Below are 18,575 nucleotides of genomic sequence, written 5' to 3'. Positions count from 1 at the left end.
CGGACCCACCCGCGAGGCGCCCACTCAGACTGGGAGCATGGATCTCGCTGACCTCCGCGCCGTCGTCCGCGCGGACCTGGCCGCCAAGGGCCACGCCTCCGACCGGCTCACCGTCCTCGTCCTCCGACTCGGGCAGTACTCGAGCTCTCGGAGGACCCGGCTCCCCCTCCACCTCGTCTACCGCCTGGTCGATCTCGTCTGGACCCGCATGATCGTCGGAGCCGAGCTGCCGCCGGCCGCTCAGGTCGGGCCCGGCCTGCGGCTCCCCCACTGGGGCCGCGGCGTGATCCTGCACCCGCGCACGGTCATCGGGAGGAACGCGTTCATCTACCACGGCGTCACCATCGGCGAGTCGAAGGGTCGGACGCCCGTCATCGGCGACGACGTCTACATCGGCGCCCGCGCGACGATCGTCGGGGACGTGACCGTCGGCGACCGTGTGCGGGTCGGAGCCGGCGCCGTCGTCGTCCGCGACGTCGCCTCCGATTCGTCCGCGGTCGGCGTGCCGGCGAGGACCGCGTCGGCGCCGTCCTGAGGCACGGCCCGTCGGCCTGACGGGGCCGGACCGTCCGCTCCGACGAGAACGACATCAGGTGGAGGCCCGACCCGGCGCTGGAGAGGAGGAACCACCGCGGGTGGAGCGGAGTAGGGCGTACGGGACTTGAACCCGTGACCGACGGATTATGAGTCCGCTGCTCTGACCGGCTGAGCTAACGCCCCGCGGCGGCCGTCCGAGCGGCCGTCAGGTGGCGGCGGGTGCGGACGCTGCGTCGGAGGCCGGATCGGCCACCGGCTCCCCACGATACAGGCTCTCGAAGGTGCTGATCGTGCGGTTGATGTCGTGCGCGGCGACGATTTGGAGGGAGGCGCGCTTCATCGCCTCGAGGTCCTCCTGGTCGGCCGTGAGCACGGCGGTGAGGCGGTCGGCGAGGGCCTCGGCGCTGCCCGGCGCGAAAAGGTAGCCGTTCTCGCCGTCGTGGACGAGGTGCGGGAGGGCCATCGCGTCGGCGGCGACGACGGGGAGGGCCGAGGCCATCGCCTCCATCGTCGCGATGCTCTGCAGCTCGGCGATGGACGGCATGGCGAACACGGTGGCGCGCGTGTACGCCTCCTTGAGCTCGGCGTCCGAGACGTAGCCGGTGAAGCGCACGCGGTCGGCGATGCCGAGGGTCGCGGCGAGCTGCTGGAGGTTGCGCATCTGGTCGCCGCCGCCGACGATCTCGAGCTTCGCGTCGAGCGCCGGATCGAGCAGGGCGACGGCGCGGAGCAGGACGTCGATGTGCTTCTCGCCGGTCACGCGGCCGACGAAGAGGATCGAGTCGCCGGCGCGGGCCGAGAAGTCGGGCGTGTAGTTGTCGGCGTCGATGCCGCAGGAGATGGCGTGGACGCCCCGGAGGCCCGTGTACTTCTCGAGGAACTGCGCGGCCTTGCGGGTCGGCGTGGTGACCGCCTCCGCCCGGCCGAAGGTGCGGCGCGCGGCCCGCCACGCCATTGCCACGGCCTTGGCCTGCACGGCCTTCGGCAGGAGGGTGAACTCGAGCATGTTCTCGGGCATGAAGTGGTTCGTGCCGACGATGCGGATGCCGCGCTTGGCCGCCTCGATCCCGAGGCCGCGGCCGACGATGATGTGCGACTGGAAGTGCACGACGTCGGGCTTCACCTCGTCGAGGATGCGCGCGCTGTTCTGCCGGATGCGCCACGGCATCGCGAAGCGCAGCCAGTCGTGCGGGTACCAGCGCCAGCTGTAGAGCCGGTGCACGATGATCCGTTGGCCCTCGTGCGTCTCGACCCGGGTGCCGCTCCAGCCGTCGGCCGAGGGGGCGACGACGTGGACCTCGTGGCCGCGCTGCGCGAGACCGGCGGCGAGGCGCTCGGCGAACTTCGCGGCTCCGTTCACGTCGGGAGCGAAGGTGTCGCAGCCGATCACGACCGTCAGCGGTCGGGAGTCGGGCGATCCCGGTCGGGACGCGTCGCGGGGATCTGACACGGGAGGTCCTATCGGTGTCGTGCCGCTCGGGGAGAGAAGGGAGCGATCGGCGGAGGTCGGTCGGTTTCGTGGCTCTCGGCGCGGACCCATTGTAGGCAGAGGAGTCCTCACCACTCGGGATCCCGCGCCGTCAGCGCGCCTGCGGGTGGTGCTTGGCGAGGAGGAAGACGCCGTAGATGGCGACGGCACCGGCCGCGATGAAGAGCGGGATCGCCCACGGGGCCGCGTACTGCGCCTCTCCGAGCACGACGATGCCGATCGCGACGGCGACCAGCGGGTCGATGACGGTGAGGCCCGCCACGACGAGGTCCGGCGGGCCGGAGGAGTAGGCGTTCTGAACGAAGTACCCGCCGAGCGCGGTCGCGGCCAGGAGCGCCACGATGCAGACCACCGTCAGCGGGTCGAACTCGCCGTACTTGATGCGGTTGAGCACGACCTTCGCGAGAGTCGCGACGAAGCCGTAGACCACTCCGGCGCCCACGATGTAGAAGATCGCCTTCGCTCCGCGGCGGAAGACGCGGAAGGCGATGACGAAGACCGTGAGCACTACGGCGAGGATCACGAGGATCGTGATGAGCTCGGGCGTCTGGATGGACTTGTCGACCGCGTTGAACGCCGCTACGAGGACGAACGTGCCGACGCCTCCGACGCAGAGCACGATCGCCCGGATCGACGCCGCGTTCAGGCGCACCCGGCTGACCCGCGCGTTGACGACCGCGGTGATCACGAGCGCCACCGCTCCGAGCGGCTGCACCACGATGAGCGGGGAGAAGCCGAGGCTCGTCAGCTGGAAGACGATCGCGAGACCCAGGAGCAGGGTGCCGATCACCCACGAGGGGCGCGAGAGCAGCGCGACCAGCTGGCCGCCGCTGAGCCCGGAGGAGCCGGAGCGCTTCGAGAACCGCTCCACCTTCGCCACTCCCCGGTGCTGGAACTGCGCGCCGAGGGAGAGGAACACCGCGCCCACGAGAGCGATCGGGATGCCGATGAACTTCGCCGGGTCGTTGAGGAGTTCGGCGAGATCGGCGGGCATGGGTCGACCCTACCCAGAACGCCTCCGGGAGTCCTCCGACGCACGGGTGAGGGGCTGAGCCCAGCGGATGATCCTCGCGGACCCGGTCGGCGGCCCCGCGGTACCCTGTCCACCATGGCCGTCCTCCCCATCCGCATCGCCGGCGACCCCGTCCTGCACTCCCCCGCCGCCCCCGTCACCGAGTTCGACGATGCGCTGCGCACTCTCGTCGCCGACATGTTCGAGACGATGGACACCGCCCCCGGAGTCGGCCTCGCCGGCCCGCAGGTCGGCGTCCCGCTGCGCCTGTTCGTCTACGACTACGCCGACGACGACGGCACACCCCGCCGCGGCGTCGCGATCAACCCCGAGCTGTTCGTCACGCCGACCCCGCTCGGCGAGGCGGACGAGGACACGGAGTCGGAGGGGTGCCTCTCCTTCCCCGGCGAGCGCTTCCCGCTCCGCCGCTCCGAGCGCGCGATCCTCCGCGCGGTCGACCTCGAGCAGGAGCCGTTCGAGATCGTCGCGGACGGCTGGTTCGCCCGCGTGTTCCAGCACGAGTTCGACCACCTCGACGGCGTGCTCTACATCGACCGCCTCGAGCACGACTACCACAAGCCGGTCGCGAAGATCACCCGGAAGCGAGGCTGGGGCGGCCCCGGCGTCTCGTGGCTGCCCGGCGTGGAGCACCTCGAGGACTGACTCAGGCCAGGTCGACCCCGTGCACGCCGTTGTGGTGGCGGATCGCGGGGAACGAGGCGGTGACGCTCCGGCCGACGCCGGGCGTCCGCTTCTCGGTCACGTCACCGCCGAAGAGGGCGGCCCGCTCGCGCAGCTCGGCGAGCGCGGGGCTGTCGATGCGCTCGGTGAGCGAGCGCAGGTCCGCCTCGAGAGCGCTGGCGTCCTGCTCCGCCGCGCCGTGCTGCTCGCGGTCGTCGTCGACCTCCACCCGGAGGCCCGTGGTCGTCCATCGGGAGCTGATGCGGACCTCGGTCCCCGCGCCGCCGGTCTCCAGCGCCGAGTCGAAGGCGTACTCGAGCACCCGGAGCACGGCCACCTCGGCGCCGTCCTGCAGCGGGAACGGCTCGCCGAACGACTCCTCGCGGACGCTCAGGCCTCGCTCGCGGGCGCCCTCGATCAGGGGGACGGAGCCGCCGGTGCGCGGCAGCTCCCCCGGATCGACGGAGGCGACGGTCGCGATGCGGCGCAGCTGCGCCAGCGAGGCCTCGGCCGCCCGCACGGCCCGCTGAGCCGACCGCGCGGCTGCGGCGGGGTCGCGGTCGATCGTGAGCCGGACGCTCTCGGCCTCCTCGACGACGTGCGCGGCGCTGCGGACCGCGAGCTGCTCGAGCTCGCCGACGATGCGGAGCCTCGCCTCCTGTTCGCCGACCGCCAGCTCGAGGCGGACGACGCGCGCCGCCTCCTCCGCACGGCTCTCGGCGGCACGGCGCTCGGCGCCGACGGCGCTGCGCCACAGCACGACGACCGCGACCAGGGCGATCAGGGCGAGGACGAGGACGACTTCGAGCACGACGGCCTCCGGGGGGACGGGACGGGTTCGGCACAGGAGCGCCGGAGAGAGATCGTACCCGCGCCGCGGACAGCGGACCTGAGGCCGCGGAGGGGGTTGCGGAGCCGTACTCAGCCGTCGGAGCGCACGGAGCGGGTGACGGTGAAGCGGCGGTCGCGCGCTACCACCGTGGTCGGCCCGACCGCGCGGCGCAGCTCGGCCGGATGCGCGAGGTGGGAGTTGAAGACCGTCCACAGCACGCCTCCGGGGCGCAGCACGCGGCCGGCCCCGCGCAGCATGCGCCGGGCGACGAGGTCGGTGACGGCACCGTCGGAGTGGAACGGCGGATTGCAGAGCACGACGTCGACGGAGGACGCCTCCAGCGTCGAGGCGTTGTCGTCGCGGAGGACGCGGACGGCGAGCCCATTGGCCGCCGCGGTCGCCCGGGCGGACTCGACCGCGGCACGCGAGGTGTCCGTCGCGGTCACGGCGAGGTCGGGGCGGGCCCGGGCCACCACGGCGGCCAGGACGCCGGTTCCGCAGCCGAGGTCGAGTGCGGTGCCCGCGGGAAGGGAGTCGACATCGAGGGCGGCGAGGAGGGCGCGGGTGCCGAGGTCCAGTCGTGCACCGGCGAAGGCTCCCGGCAGTGCGACGACCTCGAGGTCGAGCTCGTCCAGACGGCGCCGCTCGGGCCCTGGCGCGGGCGGCTGGTCGGGGAGCGCGCCGCTCGCGAGCAGGGCGCGCGACTTCTGCCGGGCGAGGGAGACGTCGATCCGCTCGTAGCGCACGGCGAGCACGTCGTTCATCGTGCGGGTCATGTGCTTGATGCGGCCGGCGCCGATCAGGGTCGCCGCCGGGTTCGCGAGTGCGGTCCCGGCCGCGACGGCGGCCAGCGCGTCGAGCGAGCGCGGCAGGCGCAGGAGCACCGCGTCGGCGTCGCGGACGGCCTCCGCGACGGAGTCGACGATCTCGATCGGCGCGAGATCGACGCCCGACCCCCGCACCGTCTCGAGGTTCTGCGCGAGAGCGCGCTCGGCGGTGATCGAGTCCTGCACGACGCGTACGGCACGGCCGTCGGCGGCGAGGCCGAGGCTCAGTGCCCCGTAGGCGTCCCCGATCACGGCGAGGCGGCCGCGATCGGCGGCGAGGTCGAGCAGCAGACGGTCACTGGCGTCGACGGCGACGAGATCCGGCGCCTCGACGTCGGGGCGGCGGCGCAGGAGAGCGAGCACGTCCTCGCGCATCGCCCCTCCGATCGTCGGTCCGAGCGGGTGGGCCCTCGAGGGCGACCGCTCGCGGGCACGAAAAAAGGGCCCGAGAGTGGAGTCCCGGACCCTTCGCTCCCCGACTTGGACTCGAACCAAGAACCTACCGGTTAACAGCCGATTGCTCTGCCAATTGAGCTATCGAGGATCATCCGACCACCCGGAGGCGATCAGCGCGGTACTACTTTAGCAAACTCTCCGCGAACGCAAAATCGGGCGCGCACTCAGTAGCCGGAGCCCGGGTCGACGCGGCCGACGAACGGCCCGCCGGCGGCACAGGCGGCCACGTTGGCGCGCACGCGCTCGGCCAGGAGCGGCGCGGTGATCTCGGGGGTGTCCGCGCTGTGGGGCGTGATCAGGCACCGGGGCTCGCTCCAGAGCGGATGCCCGTCCGGCAGCGGCTCGGGGTCCGTCACGTCGAGCGCGGCGCCCGCAAGACGGCCTTCGGCGAGGGCCGCGACGAGCGCGTCCGTGTCGACGAGGCTCCCCCGGGCGACGTTGACGAGCACGGCGTGGGCGGGGAGCCGCGCGAGCAGACCCGCGTCGACCATCCGCTCCGTGCCCGCGGTGGCGGCGGCGGCCAGGACCAGCACGTCGGCGTCCGCCGCGGCCTCGGCGAGCCGCGACGCCGGCAGGGTGCGGGCGGCGCCCTCCACCGGCTCGTCTCCGCGGCGGACGATCGTCACCCGGCAGTCGAAGACGGCGAGCAGCCGCAGGAGCTCGCGAGCGATCCCTCCTGCTCCGACGATCACCACGGAGGCGCGGTGCAGCGTGACCGCCTTCTTCGGCCCCCACGACACGGCGCGCGCCCGCTCCGGCAGCGAGCGCAGGAGGGCGAGCACCAGCGCGAGCGCGTGCTCGGCCACCGGCTCCGCGTAGGCGCCCTTGGCGCTGGTCCAGACGACGTCCGCGCGGGACGCGGCGAGCACGGGCGCGAAGACGTCGACGCCGGCCCAGGGCAGCTGCACCCAGCGGATCGACGGGTGCTCCTCCAGCACAGCGGCCAGCTCGTCCGTGCGGCCGTAGGACAGCCAGAGCAGCGCGTCCGGACTCTCGTCGAGTCCGACGACCACTCCACCGCCCGACTCCACCGCCTCGGCGAACACCGGCTTCGGCCGCGGGAGCACCGCGACGCGCGGGACGGTCACTGGTCGGCCGCCTCGACGCGCTGCGCTCGGGAGGCGTCGAAGCGCTCGTACTCGGCGAAGGCCGCTCCGAGCTCGCGCACGTAGGGGTGCCGGGCCTCGATCAGAACCTCCAGCAGCGGCCCGTACGCGACGACCTCGCCGCCGACGAGCACGGCGATCCGGTCGGTCGCCCGGCTCAGCACGTCGATGTCGTGGCTGACCACGACGGCGGCGAAGCCCTCCCGGCGCCGCAGGTCGGCGAGGAGGTCCACGATCGACTCGCGCACCGTCGCGTCGATGCCCGAGGTCGGCTCGTCGGCGATCAGCACCTTCGGCCCGAGCACGAGCGAGCGGGCCACAGCCACGCGCTGGCGCTGGCCGCTGGAGAGCTCGTAGGGGTAGCGGTCGAGCAGGAACAGCGGCAGGTGCACGGAGTCGAGCAGCGTCGCCACCCGCACCGCCGCGGCCTTCGGGTCGTAGTGGCGGTCGCGGAGGAAGATCGGCTCGGCGATCAGCTCCGAGACGGTCAGCTCGGGGCGGAGGGTCGCTCCCGCGTCCTGCGCGAGATGCGCGACGTCGACGGTGAAGCGCTTGAGCTCGCGGGCGGGGAGCGAGCGGAGGCGGTGCCCCGCGACCGTCGCGTCCCCTCCGATGATCACCGGACGCGTGCGGCCGCCGTCGTGCCCCAGGCCGTCGCCGCCGAGCACGCGCGCGAGCGTGGACTTGCCCGAGCCGCTGCCGCCGAGGATCCCGAGCACCTCCCCCGGCTCCACGCGGAGGCTCACTCCCCGCAGCGCCGTCCACCGGCGGCTGATGCCGCGCGGCGGGTACTCGACGCTGAGGTCGTCGACGACGATGGGGGCCGGATCCCCGGCGGTCCGGCTCACGCCCGGCGCTCCGCCTCGACGATGCTGCGCAGGAGCTCGCGCCTCGAGGCCTGCTCGACCGGGTCGGGCACGGGCAGGGAGGCGAGCAGGCGCTGCGTGTAGGGGTGCTTCGGCGCAGCGAGCACCTCCGCCCCCGTCCCCTCCTCGACCAGCTCGCCGCGGTAGAGCACCGCGATGCGGTCGGCGAGCAGGTCGACCACGGCGAGGTCGTGGCTGATGAACAGGGAGGCGAAGCCGAACTCGCGCTGCAGCTCGGCGAACAGCTCGAGCACGCGGGCCTGTACCGACACGTCGAGCGCCGAGGTCGGCTCGTCGGCGATCAGCAGCTTCGGCTCGAGGGCGAGGGCCCGGGCGAGGCTGGCGCGCTGGCGCTGGCCGCCGGAGAGCTCGTGCGGGTAGCGGTCGCCGTAGGAGCGCGGCAGTTGCACCGCCTCCAGGAGCTCGTCGACGCGCGAGCGCGCCCCGGCGGCGTCGCCAGCCCGCCCGTGCACGATCAGCGGCTCGGCCACGCACTCCGCGATAGTGAGCAGCGGGTTGAAGCTCGACGCCGGGTCCTGGAACACGAAGCCGATGTCGCCGCGGACCGGCCGGAAGGCGCGCTCGCGGATGCCGCGCATCTCCTTGCCGAGTACCTTCAGCGACCCGCCGGTCACCGGCGTCAGGCCCGCGATGGCGCGCCCGATGGTGGTCTTGCCCGAGCCGCTCTCGCCGACGAGGCCGAGCACCTCGCCCGCTCGGATGCGCAGCGAGACGCCGTCGACCGCGACGAAGCCGGGACGGCCGAGCCGGCCGGGGTACTGGATCCGCAGGCCCTCGGCGGCGACGAGCGTCTCGGCCTCGGGGGCCTCGGCGCGCTCGACGGCGCGGACGCGGGCGCGCTCGACGCCCTGGCCCACGTGCGGGACGGCGGCGAGGAGCTTCCTCGTGTACTCGGCCTTCGGCGCCGAGAACAGCTCGGAGACCGTCGCCTCCTCGACCAGCTCGCCCTGGTACATCACGGCGACGCGGTCGGCCAGATCGGCGACGACGCCCATGTTGTGGGTGATCAGCACGATCGAGGTACCGAACTCGTCGCGGCACCGGCGGAGCAGGTCGAGGATCTCGGCCTGCACGGTCACGTCGAGAGCCGTGGTCGGCTCGTCCGCGACGATCAGGCCGGGATCCAGGACCAGGGCCATCGCGATGACGACGCGCTGCTTCTGACCGCCCGAGAACTGGTGCGGGTAGTAGTCGACCCGCTTCTCCGGCTCCGGGATGCCGACAGTGCGCAGGACGTCGATCGCGCGCTTGCGCGCCTCCTTCTTCGAGACGGAGCCGTGAGCGCGCAGTCCCTCCGCGATCTGCCAGCCCACCGTGAAGACCGGGTTGAGGGCGGTTCCCGGCTCCTGGAAGACCATGGCGACGTCGGTGCCGCGCAGCTCCCGGAGGCGGGCCTTCGGCACGGAGACGACATCGGTCGCCGCGCTGCCGTCCTTCTTCGAGAGCAGGACCACTCCGGAGGCGGTGGCCGTCTCGGGCAGGAGGCCGAGGATGGTCTTCGCGGTCACGGTCTTGCCGCTGCCGGACTCTCCGACGATCGCCAGGACCTCGCCGCGCTCGACGCGCAGGCTCACCCCGGCGACGGCGCGGACGGCGCCGCGGTCGCTCGCGAAGGCGACCTCGAGGTCGGTGATGTCCACGATCGGACGCGCTGAGGCGTCCCGGACGATGCGCTGGTCGCTCATCGCGTCTCCTCCACTCCGGCGACGGGGTCGTGCCCCGGCGTCTCCAGGCCGTCGGCGGCGAGGACGCCGCCCGGCACGACGGACGTCGCGGCGACGTCGCCGGCACCGGCGGCCACCGCGCGCCGACCGCGCAGGCGCGGATCGGCGAGGTCGTTCAGGCTCTCGCCCACGAGGGTGATGCCCAGCACCACGAGCACGATCGCCAAGCCCGGGAAGATCGAGGTCCACCAGATGCCGCTCGTGACGTCCGACAGCGCCTTGTTGAGGTCGTAGCCCCACTCCGCGGCCGACGTCGGCTCGATGCCGAAGCCGAGGAAGCCCAGGCCCGCGAGGGTCAGGATCGCCTCGGAGGAGTTCAGCGTGAAGATCAGCGGCAGCGTGCGCGTCGCGTTCCGCAGGACGTGGCGGAACATGATCCGCGGCGTCGACGCTCCGATGACCTTCGCCGACTCGACGAAGGCGTCACCCTTGATCCGCACTGTCTCGGCCCGGATCACGCGGAAGTACTGCGGGATGTAGACCACGGTGATCGAGACCGCCGCGGCGAAGATGCCGGCCCAGAGGTTCGACTGCCCGCCGGAGATGACGATCGACATCACGATCGCCAGCAGCAGGGTCGGGAACGCGTAGATCGCGTCGCAGATCACGACGAGCACGCGGTCGAGCCAGCCGCCGAGGTAGCCGGAGACGAGGCCGAGGAAGACGCCGAGGAAGATCGACAGGACCACGGCGACGACGATCACGAGGAACGCGGTCTGCGCTCCCCAGATCACTCGCGAGAGGACGTCGTAGCCGCCGACGGTGGTGCCGAGCAGGTGCTCCGCGCTCGGCGGCTCCTGCGCGCCGAACGACTCGCCGCCCGAGCGCAGCTGCGAGTAGCCGTAGGGCGCGATCAGGGGCGCGAACAGGGCCACCAGCAGGAACGCGCCGGTGATGATCAGGCCGGTGACGAGCATCCCCCGCTGGAGGCCGACGCTCTGCCGGAGCTGGTGGACGACCGGCAGGCGGTCGACGAGGCGGCGGCGCGGACGCGCCGGGGAGGTGGTGCTCATGCTCAGTACCTCACTCGCGGGTCGATGAGCGCCGCGATGACGTCGACGATGAAGTTGGTCAGCGCCACGATGACGGCGAGCAGGGCGACGATGCCCTGCACGGCCACGAAGTCGCGGGCCTGGAGGTACTCGGCGAGCTGGAAGCCGAGGCCCTTCCACTCGAAGGTGGTCTCGGTGAGGACGGCGCCGCCGAGCAGCAGGGCGATCTGCAGGCCGATCACGGTGATGATCGGGATGAGCGCCGGCCGGTAGGCGTGGGTGCGGACGAGCCGGAACTCGCTGACGCCGCGCGAGCGCGCCGCGTCCACGTAATCGGTGCCGAGCGTGCCGATCACGTTGGTGCGCACCAGGCGCAGGAAGATGCCCGCGGTGAGCAGGCCCAGCGCGACGGCGGGGAGCACCGCGTGCGAGAGCACGTCCGAGATCGCGGCCGGGTCGCCGGTCTGGATCGCGTCGATCAGGTAGATGCCGGTCTTGTTCTCGAGGAACTGGAGCGAGAGCTCGGTGCTCGTCGAGGCGCGCCCGGCGACGGGGAACCACTTCAGCCAGACGGAGAACACCAGCTTCAGCAGCAGGCCCGCGAAGAACACCGGGGTCGCGTAGCAGAGGATCGCGAAGATGCGCAGCACCGCGTCGGGCGTGCGGTCGCGGTGGTAGGCGGCGAGCATCCCGAGCGGGATGCCGACCAGGAACGCCACGATCAGGGCGTAGAAGGCGAGCTCGACCGTCGCGGCGCCGTAGGTGAGGAGCACCTCGGTGACGGGGCGGTTGTCGCTCAGGGTGGTGCCGAAGTCGCCGGTGAGCAGCTTGCCGAGGTACTCGAGGTACTGCACGATCAGCGGCCGGTCGTAGCCGGCGGCGGCCACACGCTCGGCGAGCTGGTCCGCGGTCAGGCGGCCGCCGAGGGCCGCCGTGATCGGGTCGCCCGTGCTGCGCATGAGGAGGAACACCAGCGTCACGAGGATGAAGACGGTGGGGATGATGAGCAGGAAGCGGACGAGCAGGTAGCGCCCGAGTCCGCCCCCGGAGCCGCGCGGTCGCCGGGTGGGCGCCGTCGCCGCAGCCGTCGTGGCTGTCGTCACGTGATGCCTTTCGTGGAGAACGGCCGGCGCCTCCTGTCGGGGAGGCGCCGGCCGCGAGGGGGGTGGATCAGCCCTTGCTGAGTGCCGCGTAGCGGAACTTGAACGAGGCGTCGAGGGTGTCCTCGGCTCCGCTCACGGTGCTGCCGACGACCGCGACCTGCGAGCCCTGCAGGTAGGGGACGGTCGAGAGCTGCGCCGCGACCTTCTCCTGGATCTGCTCGATCAGCGCGGTGCGCGCGTCGGCGTCGGTGGTCGAGACCTGCTGTGCGATCAGGCTCTGCACCTCGGCGTCGTCGAAGTGGTTCGCGAGGAAGTTCTCCTTGATGAAGAACGGCGAGAGGTAGTTGTCGGCGTCGGAGTAGTCGGGGAACCAGCCGAGCTGGTACGCCGGGTAGACGTCGCTCGAGCGGTCCTTCGAGTACTGCACCCACTCCGTGGTCTGCAGGTTCACGGTGAAGAGGCCGGTCGACTCCAGCTGGTCCTTGATCAGCGCGTACTCGTCGCCCGAGGACGGACCGTAGTGGTCGTTCGAGTACTGCAGGTTCAGGGTGACCGGAGCGGTGACGCCGGCGGCCTCGAGGGTCGCCTTCGCCTTGTCCGCGTCGGGCGCGCCGTTGCCGTCGCCGTAGAGCGACTTGAGCGGCTCGACCGCGCCGGTCAGGCCGGCGGGGACGTAGGAGTAGAGGGGGGTGTAGGTGCCCTTGTAGACCTGGTCGGCGATCTCGTCGCGGTCGATCAGGTCGGCGACGGCCTGGCGCACGGCGAGGGCCTTGGCGCTGTCGGCCTCGCCGGTCGTCGCGCCGAAGGGCTGGGTGTCGAAGTTGAAGACGATGTAGCGGATCTCGCCGCCGGGGCCGTCCACGACCTTGACCGTGTCGTTGCCGCGGAGGTCGTCGATGTCCGTCGCCGAGAGGCTGCGGAACGCGACGTCGATGTTCCCCTCCTGGATGTCCAGCTTGAGGTTGGACGAGTCCGCGTAGTACTTGACGTTGACGGTGTCCGTCTTCGCCTCGCCGAGCACGCCCTGGTAGTCCGGGTAGGCCTTGTACTGGATGAGGTTGTTCACGTCGTAGTTCGCGATCGTGTACTGGCCGGCGAAGGCGTCGCCCGAGACGATGTCGGCGTCCGCGGTCAGCTCGTCGGCCGAGAAGACCTCCTCGTCCACGATCGGGCCGGCGGGGCTCGAGAGGATCTGCGGGAAGGTCTGGTCGTTCTCGGACTTCAGCGTGAAGACCACGGTCGTGTCGTCCGGAGCCGCGACGCTGTCGAGGTTCGCCAGGAGCGAGGACGGGCCGTTCTCGGCCGCGATGCCGACCTGGCGGTCGAAGGAGAACTTCACGTCGGAGGAGGTGAGGTCGTGGCCGTTGGCCCACTTCAGTCCCTCCTTCAGCTTCACGGTGTACTCCGTGGGAGCGGTGAACTCCGCCGACTCGGCGATGTCGGGCTCGACGTCCGGGCTGCCGTAGGGGGTGTTCATCAGGAACGGGAACACCTGGTTCATCACGGCGAACGAGCCGTTGTCGTAGGAGCCCGCGGGGTCGAGCGTCGTGATCTTGTCGGTGGTGCCGATGGTCAGGGCCCCTCCGGCGCTGCCGCCGGACGAGTCGTTCCCGCCGGCGGCGCAGCCCGTCAGCACGAGCGCGACCGCGGCGAAGCCTGCGGCGGCGGCCAGTGCACGGGTGCCGCGAGTGGATGCGGAATTCATCTCCGTCTGCCTCTTCCTGTCAAGGATGGGATGCGGGCGCGCTCCGGGCGCGCGGACTCTCGGCGCACAGATCTCCTGTGGGCTGTGGCGTCACGACACTGGACGCCCGCATTGCTGTTCCTCATAGGTAACACAGTTGGAAGCGCTCTCCGAACCGGCACGGGCGTGCGGCCGATTTCTTCACACGACCGCAACACGCTCACTCCGTGCGCAGCGCCCGCTTCTCGCGCTCGAGCTCGACCAGGCGCACCTGCACCGCGCGCGCCATCACCGGATCGGCGGACGCGCGCTGGAGCGCCCCGCGCAGCTCGGCGATCTCGCGGAGCAGGTCGCGCTCGATGAGCGAGATCGCCACGTCGCGGGAGTAGCGGGCGAGCCCCTCCTCGTCGGCGGCCGGGATCGGCGCCACCGCGAGCTGGCGCACCAGCGAGGCGAAGGGGCCGGGGACGTCGTCGGCGACGTGCTCGACCCAGTCGCGGTCCTCCGCCCGCTCGAGGTTCGCGACCACGGCGTCGCGGACCACGCGGAGGGTCTCGTTGGTGACCGCCGCGTGCGCCGCCCGGGCCAGGAGCTCCGGACCCATCGCCTGCGGAAGCTGGAGCATCGCCATCAGCGCCTCGCGCTCGATGCGCGTGACGACGTCGACGGGGAGGTCGGCGATGCGCGCGCCGAGGGGCGCCTCGGCCGCGGACGATTCGCCGCCGCCCCGCCCGCCCTGCTGGTCGCGGCCCTCGGGTCCGGAGGAGCGGGGCCGGGATCCGGCGGAGCGCACGGCGGAGTTGACCTCGGCCATGTCCAGGCCGAGCATCCGGGCGAGCTCGCGGGAGTAGCCGGGCCGCAGCGCCGGGTCGCGGATCTCGGCGACGACCGGGGCGGCCGCGCGCAGGGCCGCGATCCGGCCCTCGACCGTCTCGAGGTCGTAGCGGTCCAGCAGCTGCCGGATCACGAACTCGAACATCGGCTTCTTGTCGTCGATGAGGCGGCGGACGGCGTCGTCTCCGCGGTTCAGGCGGAGGTCGCAGGGGTCCAGGCCCTCGGGCGCGACGGCGACGAAGGTCTGCGCGGCGAAGCGGTGCTCCTCCTGGAACGCGCGCATCGCCGCCTTCTGGCCCGCCGCGTCGGGGTCGAAGGTGAAGACGACCTCGCCGACGCCGCTGTCGTCGCCCAGCACCCGGCGCAGCACCTTGATGTGGTCGACGCCGAAGGAGGTGCCGCAGGTGGCGACCGCGGTGGTGACGCCGGCGAGGTGGCAGGCCATGACGTCCGTGTAGCCCTCGACGACGACCACCCGGTGCCCGCGGGAGATGTCCCGCTTGGCGAGGTCGAGCCCGTAGAGCACCTGGGACTTGTGGTAGACGGGCGTCTCGGGGGTGTTGAGGTACTTGGGGCCCTTGTCCTCCTCGAGGAGGCGGCGGGCGCCGAAGCCGACGGTCTGGCCGGTCACGTCGCGGATCGGCCAGACGAGGCGGCCGCGGAAGCGGTCGTAGACGCCGCCGCGGTTGTTGCTGCTGACCAGGCCGGCCGTGGTCAGCTCCTCCTCCGAGAAGCCGCGGCGCTTGAGCGCGGTGGTGAGCCCGTCCCAGCCGTCGGGTGCGAAGCCGACGCCGAAGCGGTCGGCGGCGGCGCGGTCGAAGCCCCGCTCGCCGAGGAAGCGCCGGCCGACGTCGGCGCCCGGGGTCGCGAGCTGCTCGCGGAAGTACTCCTCCGCGGCGTCGTTCGCGGCGAGGAGGCGCGCTCGCCCGCCGGTCTCGGGCGCGCGGCCGTCGCCGTCCTCGTACTGCAGCGGGAAGCCGATCCGCCCGGCGAGGCGCTCGACGGTCTCGCTGAACGAGCTGTGGTCCATCTTCATGACGAAGCTGTAGACGTCGCCCGACTCCTGGCAGCCGAAGCAGTGGTAGAAGCCGGCCTGCGGGCGGACGTGGAAGCTGGGGCTGCGCTCGTCGTGGAAGGGGCAGAGGCCCTTCAGCGAGCCGATGCCGGCCGACTTCAGCGTGACGTACTCGCCGATCACGTCGCCGATGTTCACCCGCGCCTTGACCTCCTCGACATCTGACTGTCGGATCCGAGGCATGGGGTCCATCGTATCGGCCGCCGGGGCCGCCGAGCCGGGGTGGGGAGAACTGCACCAGGGCGGCGCGGATCACCCCGAGACCTGTGATCCACCCGCACCCCGAGATCAGGGTCATCCCTGATCCGCACCGGCCCGCCGTCTCCGAGAATCGACCCATGCCCCCTGCCGCCTCCCGCCCGCCTCTCCTGCGTGCTCTGCTCGTCGCCCTGCTCGGCGGTCTCGTCCTGGGCGGGCTCACCAGCCTGCTCCAGGGCTCCCTCCCGCCGTCGGTGAGCTCGTTCGCCAACTCCTCCGGGGGCTGGTCCATGCTCGTGTTCGCGCTCGTGCGCCTCGGCGGCGTCCGACCGGCAGCGGGGGCGGCGCTCGGCCTGCTGAGCTTCTGGGCGCTTCTCGAGGGCTACGACCTGGTGACCGCGGCGCGCGGCTTCGGCTACTCGCCTCCCTTCACGGACGTCTTCTGGCTGCTCGCCGTCCCCGCCGGGCCGATCCTGGGCGCCGCCGCCGCACTCACCCTCCACGGCTCGAGGACGTGGCGCGTCCTGGCTGTTGCGCCGCTCTCGGGCGTGCTGATCGGCGAGGGCGTCTGGGCGCTGGGCGCGGTCGCCGACACCACGAGTCCGGTGTACTGGTGGCTCCAGATCGTCCTGGGCGCGGGCTTCCTCGTCCTGGCCGTCGTGCGGAGGAGGCCGCGCGCACTCGTCTCGCTCGCGGCGCTCGGCGTCACCGCGGCGGCCGCCGTCGCCTTCTTCGTCGTCTACTCCGCGCTGTGAACCGTTCGAGAGGGTCGTCGCGGACCCTCCGCGCACTCGCGGGTTCCGCCCTCCTCCTGGCCCTCGCAGGGTGCACCACCACGGCGGACACCCCGGTCGCGCCGCCGTCGTCCGCCTCGGTGCCGTCGTCGACATCCTCCGCCACCCCTCCTCCGATCGACGTCTCCGCCGAGCTGGCCGCGCTCGAGAACGAGTTCGACGCCCGGATCGGCGTCAGTGCCGTCGACACCGGCTCGGGTCGCCGGGTCGATCACCGGGCCGACGAGCGCTTCGGCTTCGCCTCGAGCCTCAAAGTCCTCGCCGCGGCGGAGTTCCTGCGCACCGTCCCCGCCGCCGAGCGGGACGAGGTGGTCACCTGGACCGTCGCCGACGTCGAGGCGGCGGGCTACTCCCCCGTCACGGAGGAGACCACCGCCACCGGCCTGCCGCTATCGCAGCTCGCCGAGGCGGCCGTCCGCCGGAGCGACAACACAGCGCTGAATCTCGTGCTCCGGCGCCTCGGCGGACCCTCCGCCCTCGACCGTGGACTCGAGGCTCTCGGCGACACCACCACCGAGGTGGTGAACGAGGAGCCCGCGCTGAACACGATCGAGCCCGGCAGCACCGAGGACACCACCACCCCGGCCGCGTTCACGGCGGACCTCGCCGCGGTCGCCACAGGTGACGTGCTGTCCGCGGAGGACCGGGCGCTCCTGCTCGACTGGATGAGCGGCAACGCGACCGGCGACACTCTCGTCCGGGCGGGCGCTCCGGCCGGCTGGAGCGTCGCGGACAAGTCCGGGGGCGCCGGCGGGATCCGCAACGACGTCGCCGTGGTGACGCCTCCCGGGCGGGACGCGGTCGTGCTGTCGATCCTCTCGACGCGCAACGACCCCGAGGCGAACTAAGACGACGCGCTGGTCGCCCGAGCCGCGGCCGTCGTGCTGGGAGCCCTGCGGTAGCGTCCGCCCGGCGTCAGCAGTGCCGGTTCACGTAGCCCGCTGCGCCACGGGGGACGACGTCGCGGTCGCGGAGGGTGACCGAGATGCTCCGGCCCTGCGCGGCGCAGGCCTCGGAGTAGGCGGACCGGCCGTTGTCGGTGTACTCGATCTCGTAGACCTGGCGCCCGTAGACGTCCGTGTACGCCGCGCACTCGTCGTAGACCTGGCACTCCTCGACGACGGCGAAGTCGAAGCCGACCGTCCTCTTCCCGGCAGCGGCGAGATCGGCTCCGTTCTTCTGGCCGATCGCCAGGCCGGAGCGGTGAGCGCGCGCCGTCAGGAGGGTGGCGAACGCCAGCGCCTGCGACTTGGTCAGCCTCCCGCCCGAGCGGGTGTAGCTGTCCAGATTGTCGGCCTCGACGGCGTCGAAGCCGTCCTCGGCGCAGCCGTCGATCCAGGCGCCGACGATCGCGAGCAGAGCGGTCCGCTTCGCGGAGGTCGAGACGTCGAAGAGGTACTCGTCCGGCCAGCCCGGATCGGCGAGGGGCTTCCCGTCCGCTCGCCTCACCAGGAGCTCGGGGTGCCGCTTCGCGAAGGCGGCGCTCTCGCCGGGCTGGGTCTGGAAGGCGTTCACGTAGCAGATGCTGTAGCGGCCGGCGGCGGGCGCGTCCGTGCGGTCGCGGTCGACGATGGTGACGCTCGACGCCGGAGCGTAGGCGCCTCCCAGCTGGTAGTCGAGGACGCCGTTCGCGGGAGGGAGCAGCGGTGCCGCCGAGGCCGCGGCGGGCTGGATCAGCAGCAGCCCCGCGACGACCAGGGCGAGGAGGCCGAGACGGGGCCGACGCGGCCTCATCCGGGAGCTCCCGGCGTGCGCCCTGCGGCTCGCACGCCCGTGGCCGCCGGCAGCGCGCCGAGTGCGAGCTCGCCGATGACCGCGATGCGGTCCGCCGGTGCTCCGTCGCGGGCCTGCGTCGACATCCCGCTGAGCACGGCGACGACGAAGGCGGCGACGGATCCGGCGTCCGTCTCCGGCGGCACGTCGCCCTCCTCGATCCCGCGCTCGACTCGTGCGGCGACGAGCGCCTCCATCTCACGGCGACGGGCCTCGAGCCGCGGCTCGCTCAGCACGAAGCAGCCGGCAGGAGTGCCGGGCGCGGAGTACCCCTCCGCACTGACGCGGACGACAGCGGCGACGGCCTCGCGCGCCGTCGGCCGGTGCGAGTACAGCATCGGCTTGCTCATCCCCGACCGTGCCGCGATGCGGTCGACCCGCGCTCCCGCCAGCCCGTGCGCCGCGAACTCCTCCGTCGCCGCCTCGAGGATCCGCTGCCGTGTCCGCTCCGCTCCCACGCCCTCACCGTACCCGCCGCCCCGGTCGTCGCCGAGATCCGCGACCCGGCGCTGCGGCCCGGCTACTCCCGCGAGCTCGCCCGGATGCTCGGCCTGGACATGGCCGAGGTCAA

At 72.4% G+C, this 18,575-nt stretch carries 17 protein-coding genes, 2 tRNA genes and 1 pseudogene; 5 read left to right on the top strand and 15 right to left on the bottom strand.

Annotated elements, in window-relative coordinates; genetic code table 11:
• Positions 1–37 precede the first annotated feature (37 nt).
• Complete coding sequence (locus tag C5B98_RS13265) at positions 38–535, top strand: DapH/DapD/GlmU-related protein (RefSeq protein ID WP_104247517.1); 498 nt, start codon at positions 38–40, stop codon at positions 533–535.
• Between the two features lie 111 nt (positions 536–646).
• Here C5B98_RS13265 and C5B98_RS13260 read toward each other — a convergent pair.
• From C5B98_RS13260 to C5B98_RS13250, 3 genes are all read right to left on the bottom strand, one after another.
• A tRNA-Ile gene (locus C5B98_RS13260) sits at positions 647–720 on the bottom strand.
• A 22-nt stretch (positions 721–742) separates the two neighbouring features.
• Positions 743–1,987: a glycosyltransferase gene (locus tag C5B98_RS13255; RefSeq protein WP_258063521.1), complete on the bottom strand. Its 1,245-nt coding sequence runs from the start codon at positions 1,985–1,987 to the stop codon at positions 743–745.
• Positions 1,988–2,117: 130 nt separating this feature from the next.
• Positions 2,118–3,020 (bottom strand): DMT family transporter, encoded by a 903-nt coding sequence (locus C5B98_RS13250; protein ID WP_104223451.1) that lies wholly within the window; start codon positions 3,018–3,020, stop codon positions 2,118–2,120.
• Positions 3,021–3,134: 114 nt separating this feature from the next.
• Between C5B98_RS13250 and def the strand changes: the two genes are divergently transcribed.
• The gene (gene def / locus C5B98_RS13245; protein ID WP_104223450.1) at positions 3,135–3,701 is read left to right on the top strand and encodes a peptide deformylase; all 567 of its coding nucleotides are present in this window, start codon (positions 3,135–3,137) and stop codon (positions 3,699–3,701) included.
• A gap of 1 nt (position 3,702) precedes the next feature.
• Here def and C5B98_RS13240 read toward each other — a convergent pair whose 3' ends face one another.
• From C5B98_RS13240 to dnaG, 10 genes are all read right to left on the bottom strand, one after another.
• The gene (locus tag C5B98_RS13240) at positions 3,703–4,530 is read right to left on the bottom strand and encodes a hypothetical protein (RefSeq protein WP_104327917.1); all 828 of its coding nucleotides are present in this window, start codon (positions 4,528–4,530) and stop codon (positions 3,703–3,705) included.
• Between the two features lie 110 nt (positions 4,531–4,640).
• A complete protein-coding gene (locus C5B98_RS13235) occupies positions 4,641–5,753 on the bottom strand; it encodes a class I SAM-dependent methyltransferase (protein WP_104327916.1) in 1,113 nt (370 codons plus the stop codon).
• 96 nt (positions 5,754–5,849) lie between these two features.
• Positions 5,850–5,922: transfer RNA gene (locus tag C5B98_RS13230), tRNA-Asn, on the bottom strand.
• A gap of 76 nt (positions 5,923–5,998) precedes the next feature.
• Positions 5,999–6,922 (bottom strand): NAD(P)-dependent oxidoreductase, encoded by a 924-nt coding sequence (locus C5B98_RS13225; protein ID WP_258063520.1) that lies wholly within the window; start codon positions 6,920–6,922, stop codon positions 5,999–6,001.
• Positions 6,919–7,788, bottom strand: a complete 870-nt coding sequence (locus tag C5B98_RS13220) for an ATP-binding cassette domain-containing protein (RefSeq protein ID WP_104223447.1) — start codon at positions 7,786–7,788, stop codon at positions 6,919–6,921. The genes C5B98_RS13225 and C5B98_RS13220 overlap by 4 nt, the downstream gene beginning before the upstream one ends.
• Positions 7,785–9,512 (bottom strand): ABC transporter ATP-binding protein, encoded by a 1,728-nt coding sequence (locus C5B98_RS13215; protein WP_104226684.1) that lies wholly within the window; start codon positions 9,510–9,512, stop codon positions 7,785–7,787. Before C5B98_RS13215 ends, C5B98_RS13220 begins: the two co-directional genes overlap by 4 nt.
• Positions 9,509–10,564, bottom strand: coding sequence for an ABC transporter permease (locus C5B98_RS13210; RefSeq protein ID WP_104327915.1), 1,056 nt, complete (start codon positions 10,562–10,564; stop codon positions 9,509–9,511). Before C5B98_RS13210 ends, C5B98_RS13215 begins: the two co-directional genes overlap by 4 nt.
• A 2-nt stretch (positions 10,565–10,566) precedes the next feature.
• Positions 10,567–11,646: an ABC transporter permease gene (locus tag C5B98_RS13205; protein WP_104223444.1), complete on the bottom strand. Its 1,080-nt coding sequence runs from the start codon at positions 11,644–11,646 to the stop codon at positions 10,567–10,569.
• Between the two features lie 67 nt (positions 11,647–11,713).
• A complete protein-coding gene (locus C5B98_RS13200; RefSeq protein WP_104223443.1) occupies positions 11,714–13,351 on the bottom strand; it encodes an ABC transporter substrate-binding protein in 1,638 nt (545 codons plus the stop codon).
• A 199-nt stretch (positions 13,352–13,550) separates the two neighbouring features.
• Positions 13,551–15,422, bottom strand: coding sequence for a DNA primase (gene dnaG / locus C5B98_RS13195; RefSeq protein WP_104269262.1), 1,872 nt, complete (start codon positions 15,420–15,422; stop codon positions 13,551–13,553).
• Positions 15,423–15,577: 155 nt separating this feature from the next.
• On the opposite strand from dnaG, the gene C5B98_RS13190 reads away from it, so the two are divergent.
• Positions 15,578–16,192: a DUF6518 family protein gene (locus C5B98_RS13190; protein ID WP_104327914.1), complete on the top strand. Its 615-nt coding sequence runs from the start codon at positions 15,578–15,580 to the stop codon at positions 16,190–16,192.
• Positions 16,189–17,079, top strand: coding sequence for a class A beta-lactamase (bla, locus tag C5B98_RS13185; RefSeq protein ID WP_104327913.1), 891 nt, complete (start codon positions 16,189–16,191; stop codon positions 17,077–17,079). The genes C5B98_RS13190 and bla overlap by 4 nt, the downstream gene beginning before the upstream one ends.
• 67 nt (positions 17,080–17,146) lie before the next feature.
• Here the strand turns inward: bla and C5B98_RS13180 are convergent, their stop codons facing one another.
• Positions 17,147–17,965, bottom strand: coding sequence for an endo alpha-1,4 polygalactosaminidase (locus C5B98_RS13180; RefSeq protein WP_104327912.1), 819 nt, complete (start codon positions 17,963–17,965; stop codon positions 17,147–17,149).
• Positions 17,962–18,462 (bottom strand): TetR family transcriptional regulator, encoded by a 501-nt coding sequence (locus tag C5B98_RS17335; protein WP_104226690.1) that lies wholly within the window; start codon positions 18,460–18,462, stop codon positions 17,962–17,964. Before C5B98_RS17335 ends, C5B98_RS13180 begins: the two co-directional genes overlap by 4 nt.
• Positions 18,463–18,477: 15 nt before the next feature.
• Between C5B98_RS17335 and C5B98_RS16685 the strand changes: the two are divergent.
• Positions 18,478–18,575, top strand: a pseudogene (locus tag C5B98_RS16685) (hypothetical protein); the annotation flags it as partial.

It is taken from the genome of Rathayibacter sp. AY1A5 (assembly GCF_002930875.1).
Classification (GTDB): domain Bacteria; phylum Actinomycetota; class Actinomycetes; order Actinomycetales; family Microbacteriaceae; genus Rathayibacter.
Note: the sequence above shows the minus strand (reverse complement) of the source record. Positions and strands in the feature narration are given on the sequence as shown.

Coding starts and splice junctions, on each gene's coding strand:
- C5B98_RS13265 (WP_104247517.1), top strand. CDS start 38: ATGGATCTCGCTGACCTCCGCGCCGTCGTCCGCGCGGACCTGGCCGCC.
- C5B98_RS13250 (WP_104223451.1), bottom strand. CDS start 3,020: ATGCCCGCCGATCTCGCCGAACTCCTCAACGACCCGGCGAAGTTCATC.
- def (WP_104223450.1), top strand. CDS start 3,135: ATGGCCGTCCTCCCCATCCGCATCGCCGGCGACCCCGTCCTGCACTCC.
- C5B98_RS13235 (WP_104327916.1), bottom strand. CDS start 5,753: ATGCGCGAGGACGTGCTCGCTCTCCTGCGCCGCCGCCCCGACGTCGAG.
- C5B98_RS13215 (WP_104226684.1), bottom strand. CDS start 9,512: ATGAGCGACCAGCGCATCGTCCGGGACGCCTCAGCGCGTCCGATCGTG.
- C5B98_RS13210 (WP_104327915.1), bottom strand. CDS start 10,564: ATGAGCACCACCTCCCCGGCGCGTCCGCGCCGCCGCCTCGTCGACCGC.
- C5B98_RS13200 (WP_104223443.1), bottom strand. CDS start 13,351: ATGAATTCCGCATCCACTCGCGGCACCCGTGCACTGGCCGCCGCCGCA.
- dnaG (WP_104269262.1), bottom strand. CDS start 15,422: ATGCCTCGGATCCGACAGTCAGATGTCGAGGAGGTCAAGGCGCGGGTG.
- C5B98_RS13190 (WP_104327914.1), top strand. CDS start 15,578: ATGCCCCCTGCCGCCTCCCGCCCGCCTCTCCTGCGTGCTCTGCTCGTC.
- C5B98_RS13180 (WP_104327912.1), bottom strand. CDS start 17,965: ATGAGGCCGCGTCGGCCCCGTCTCGGCCTCCTCGCCCTGGTCGTCGCG.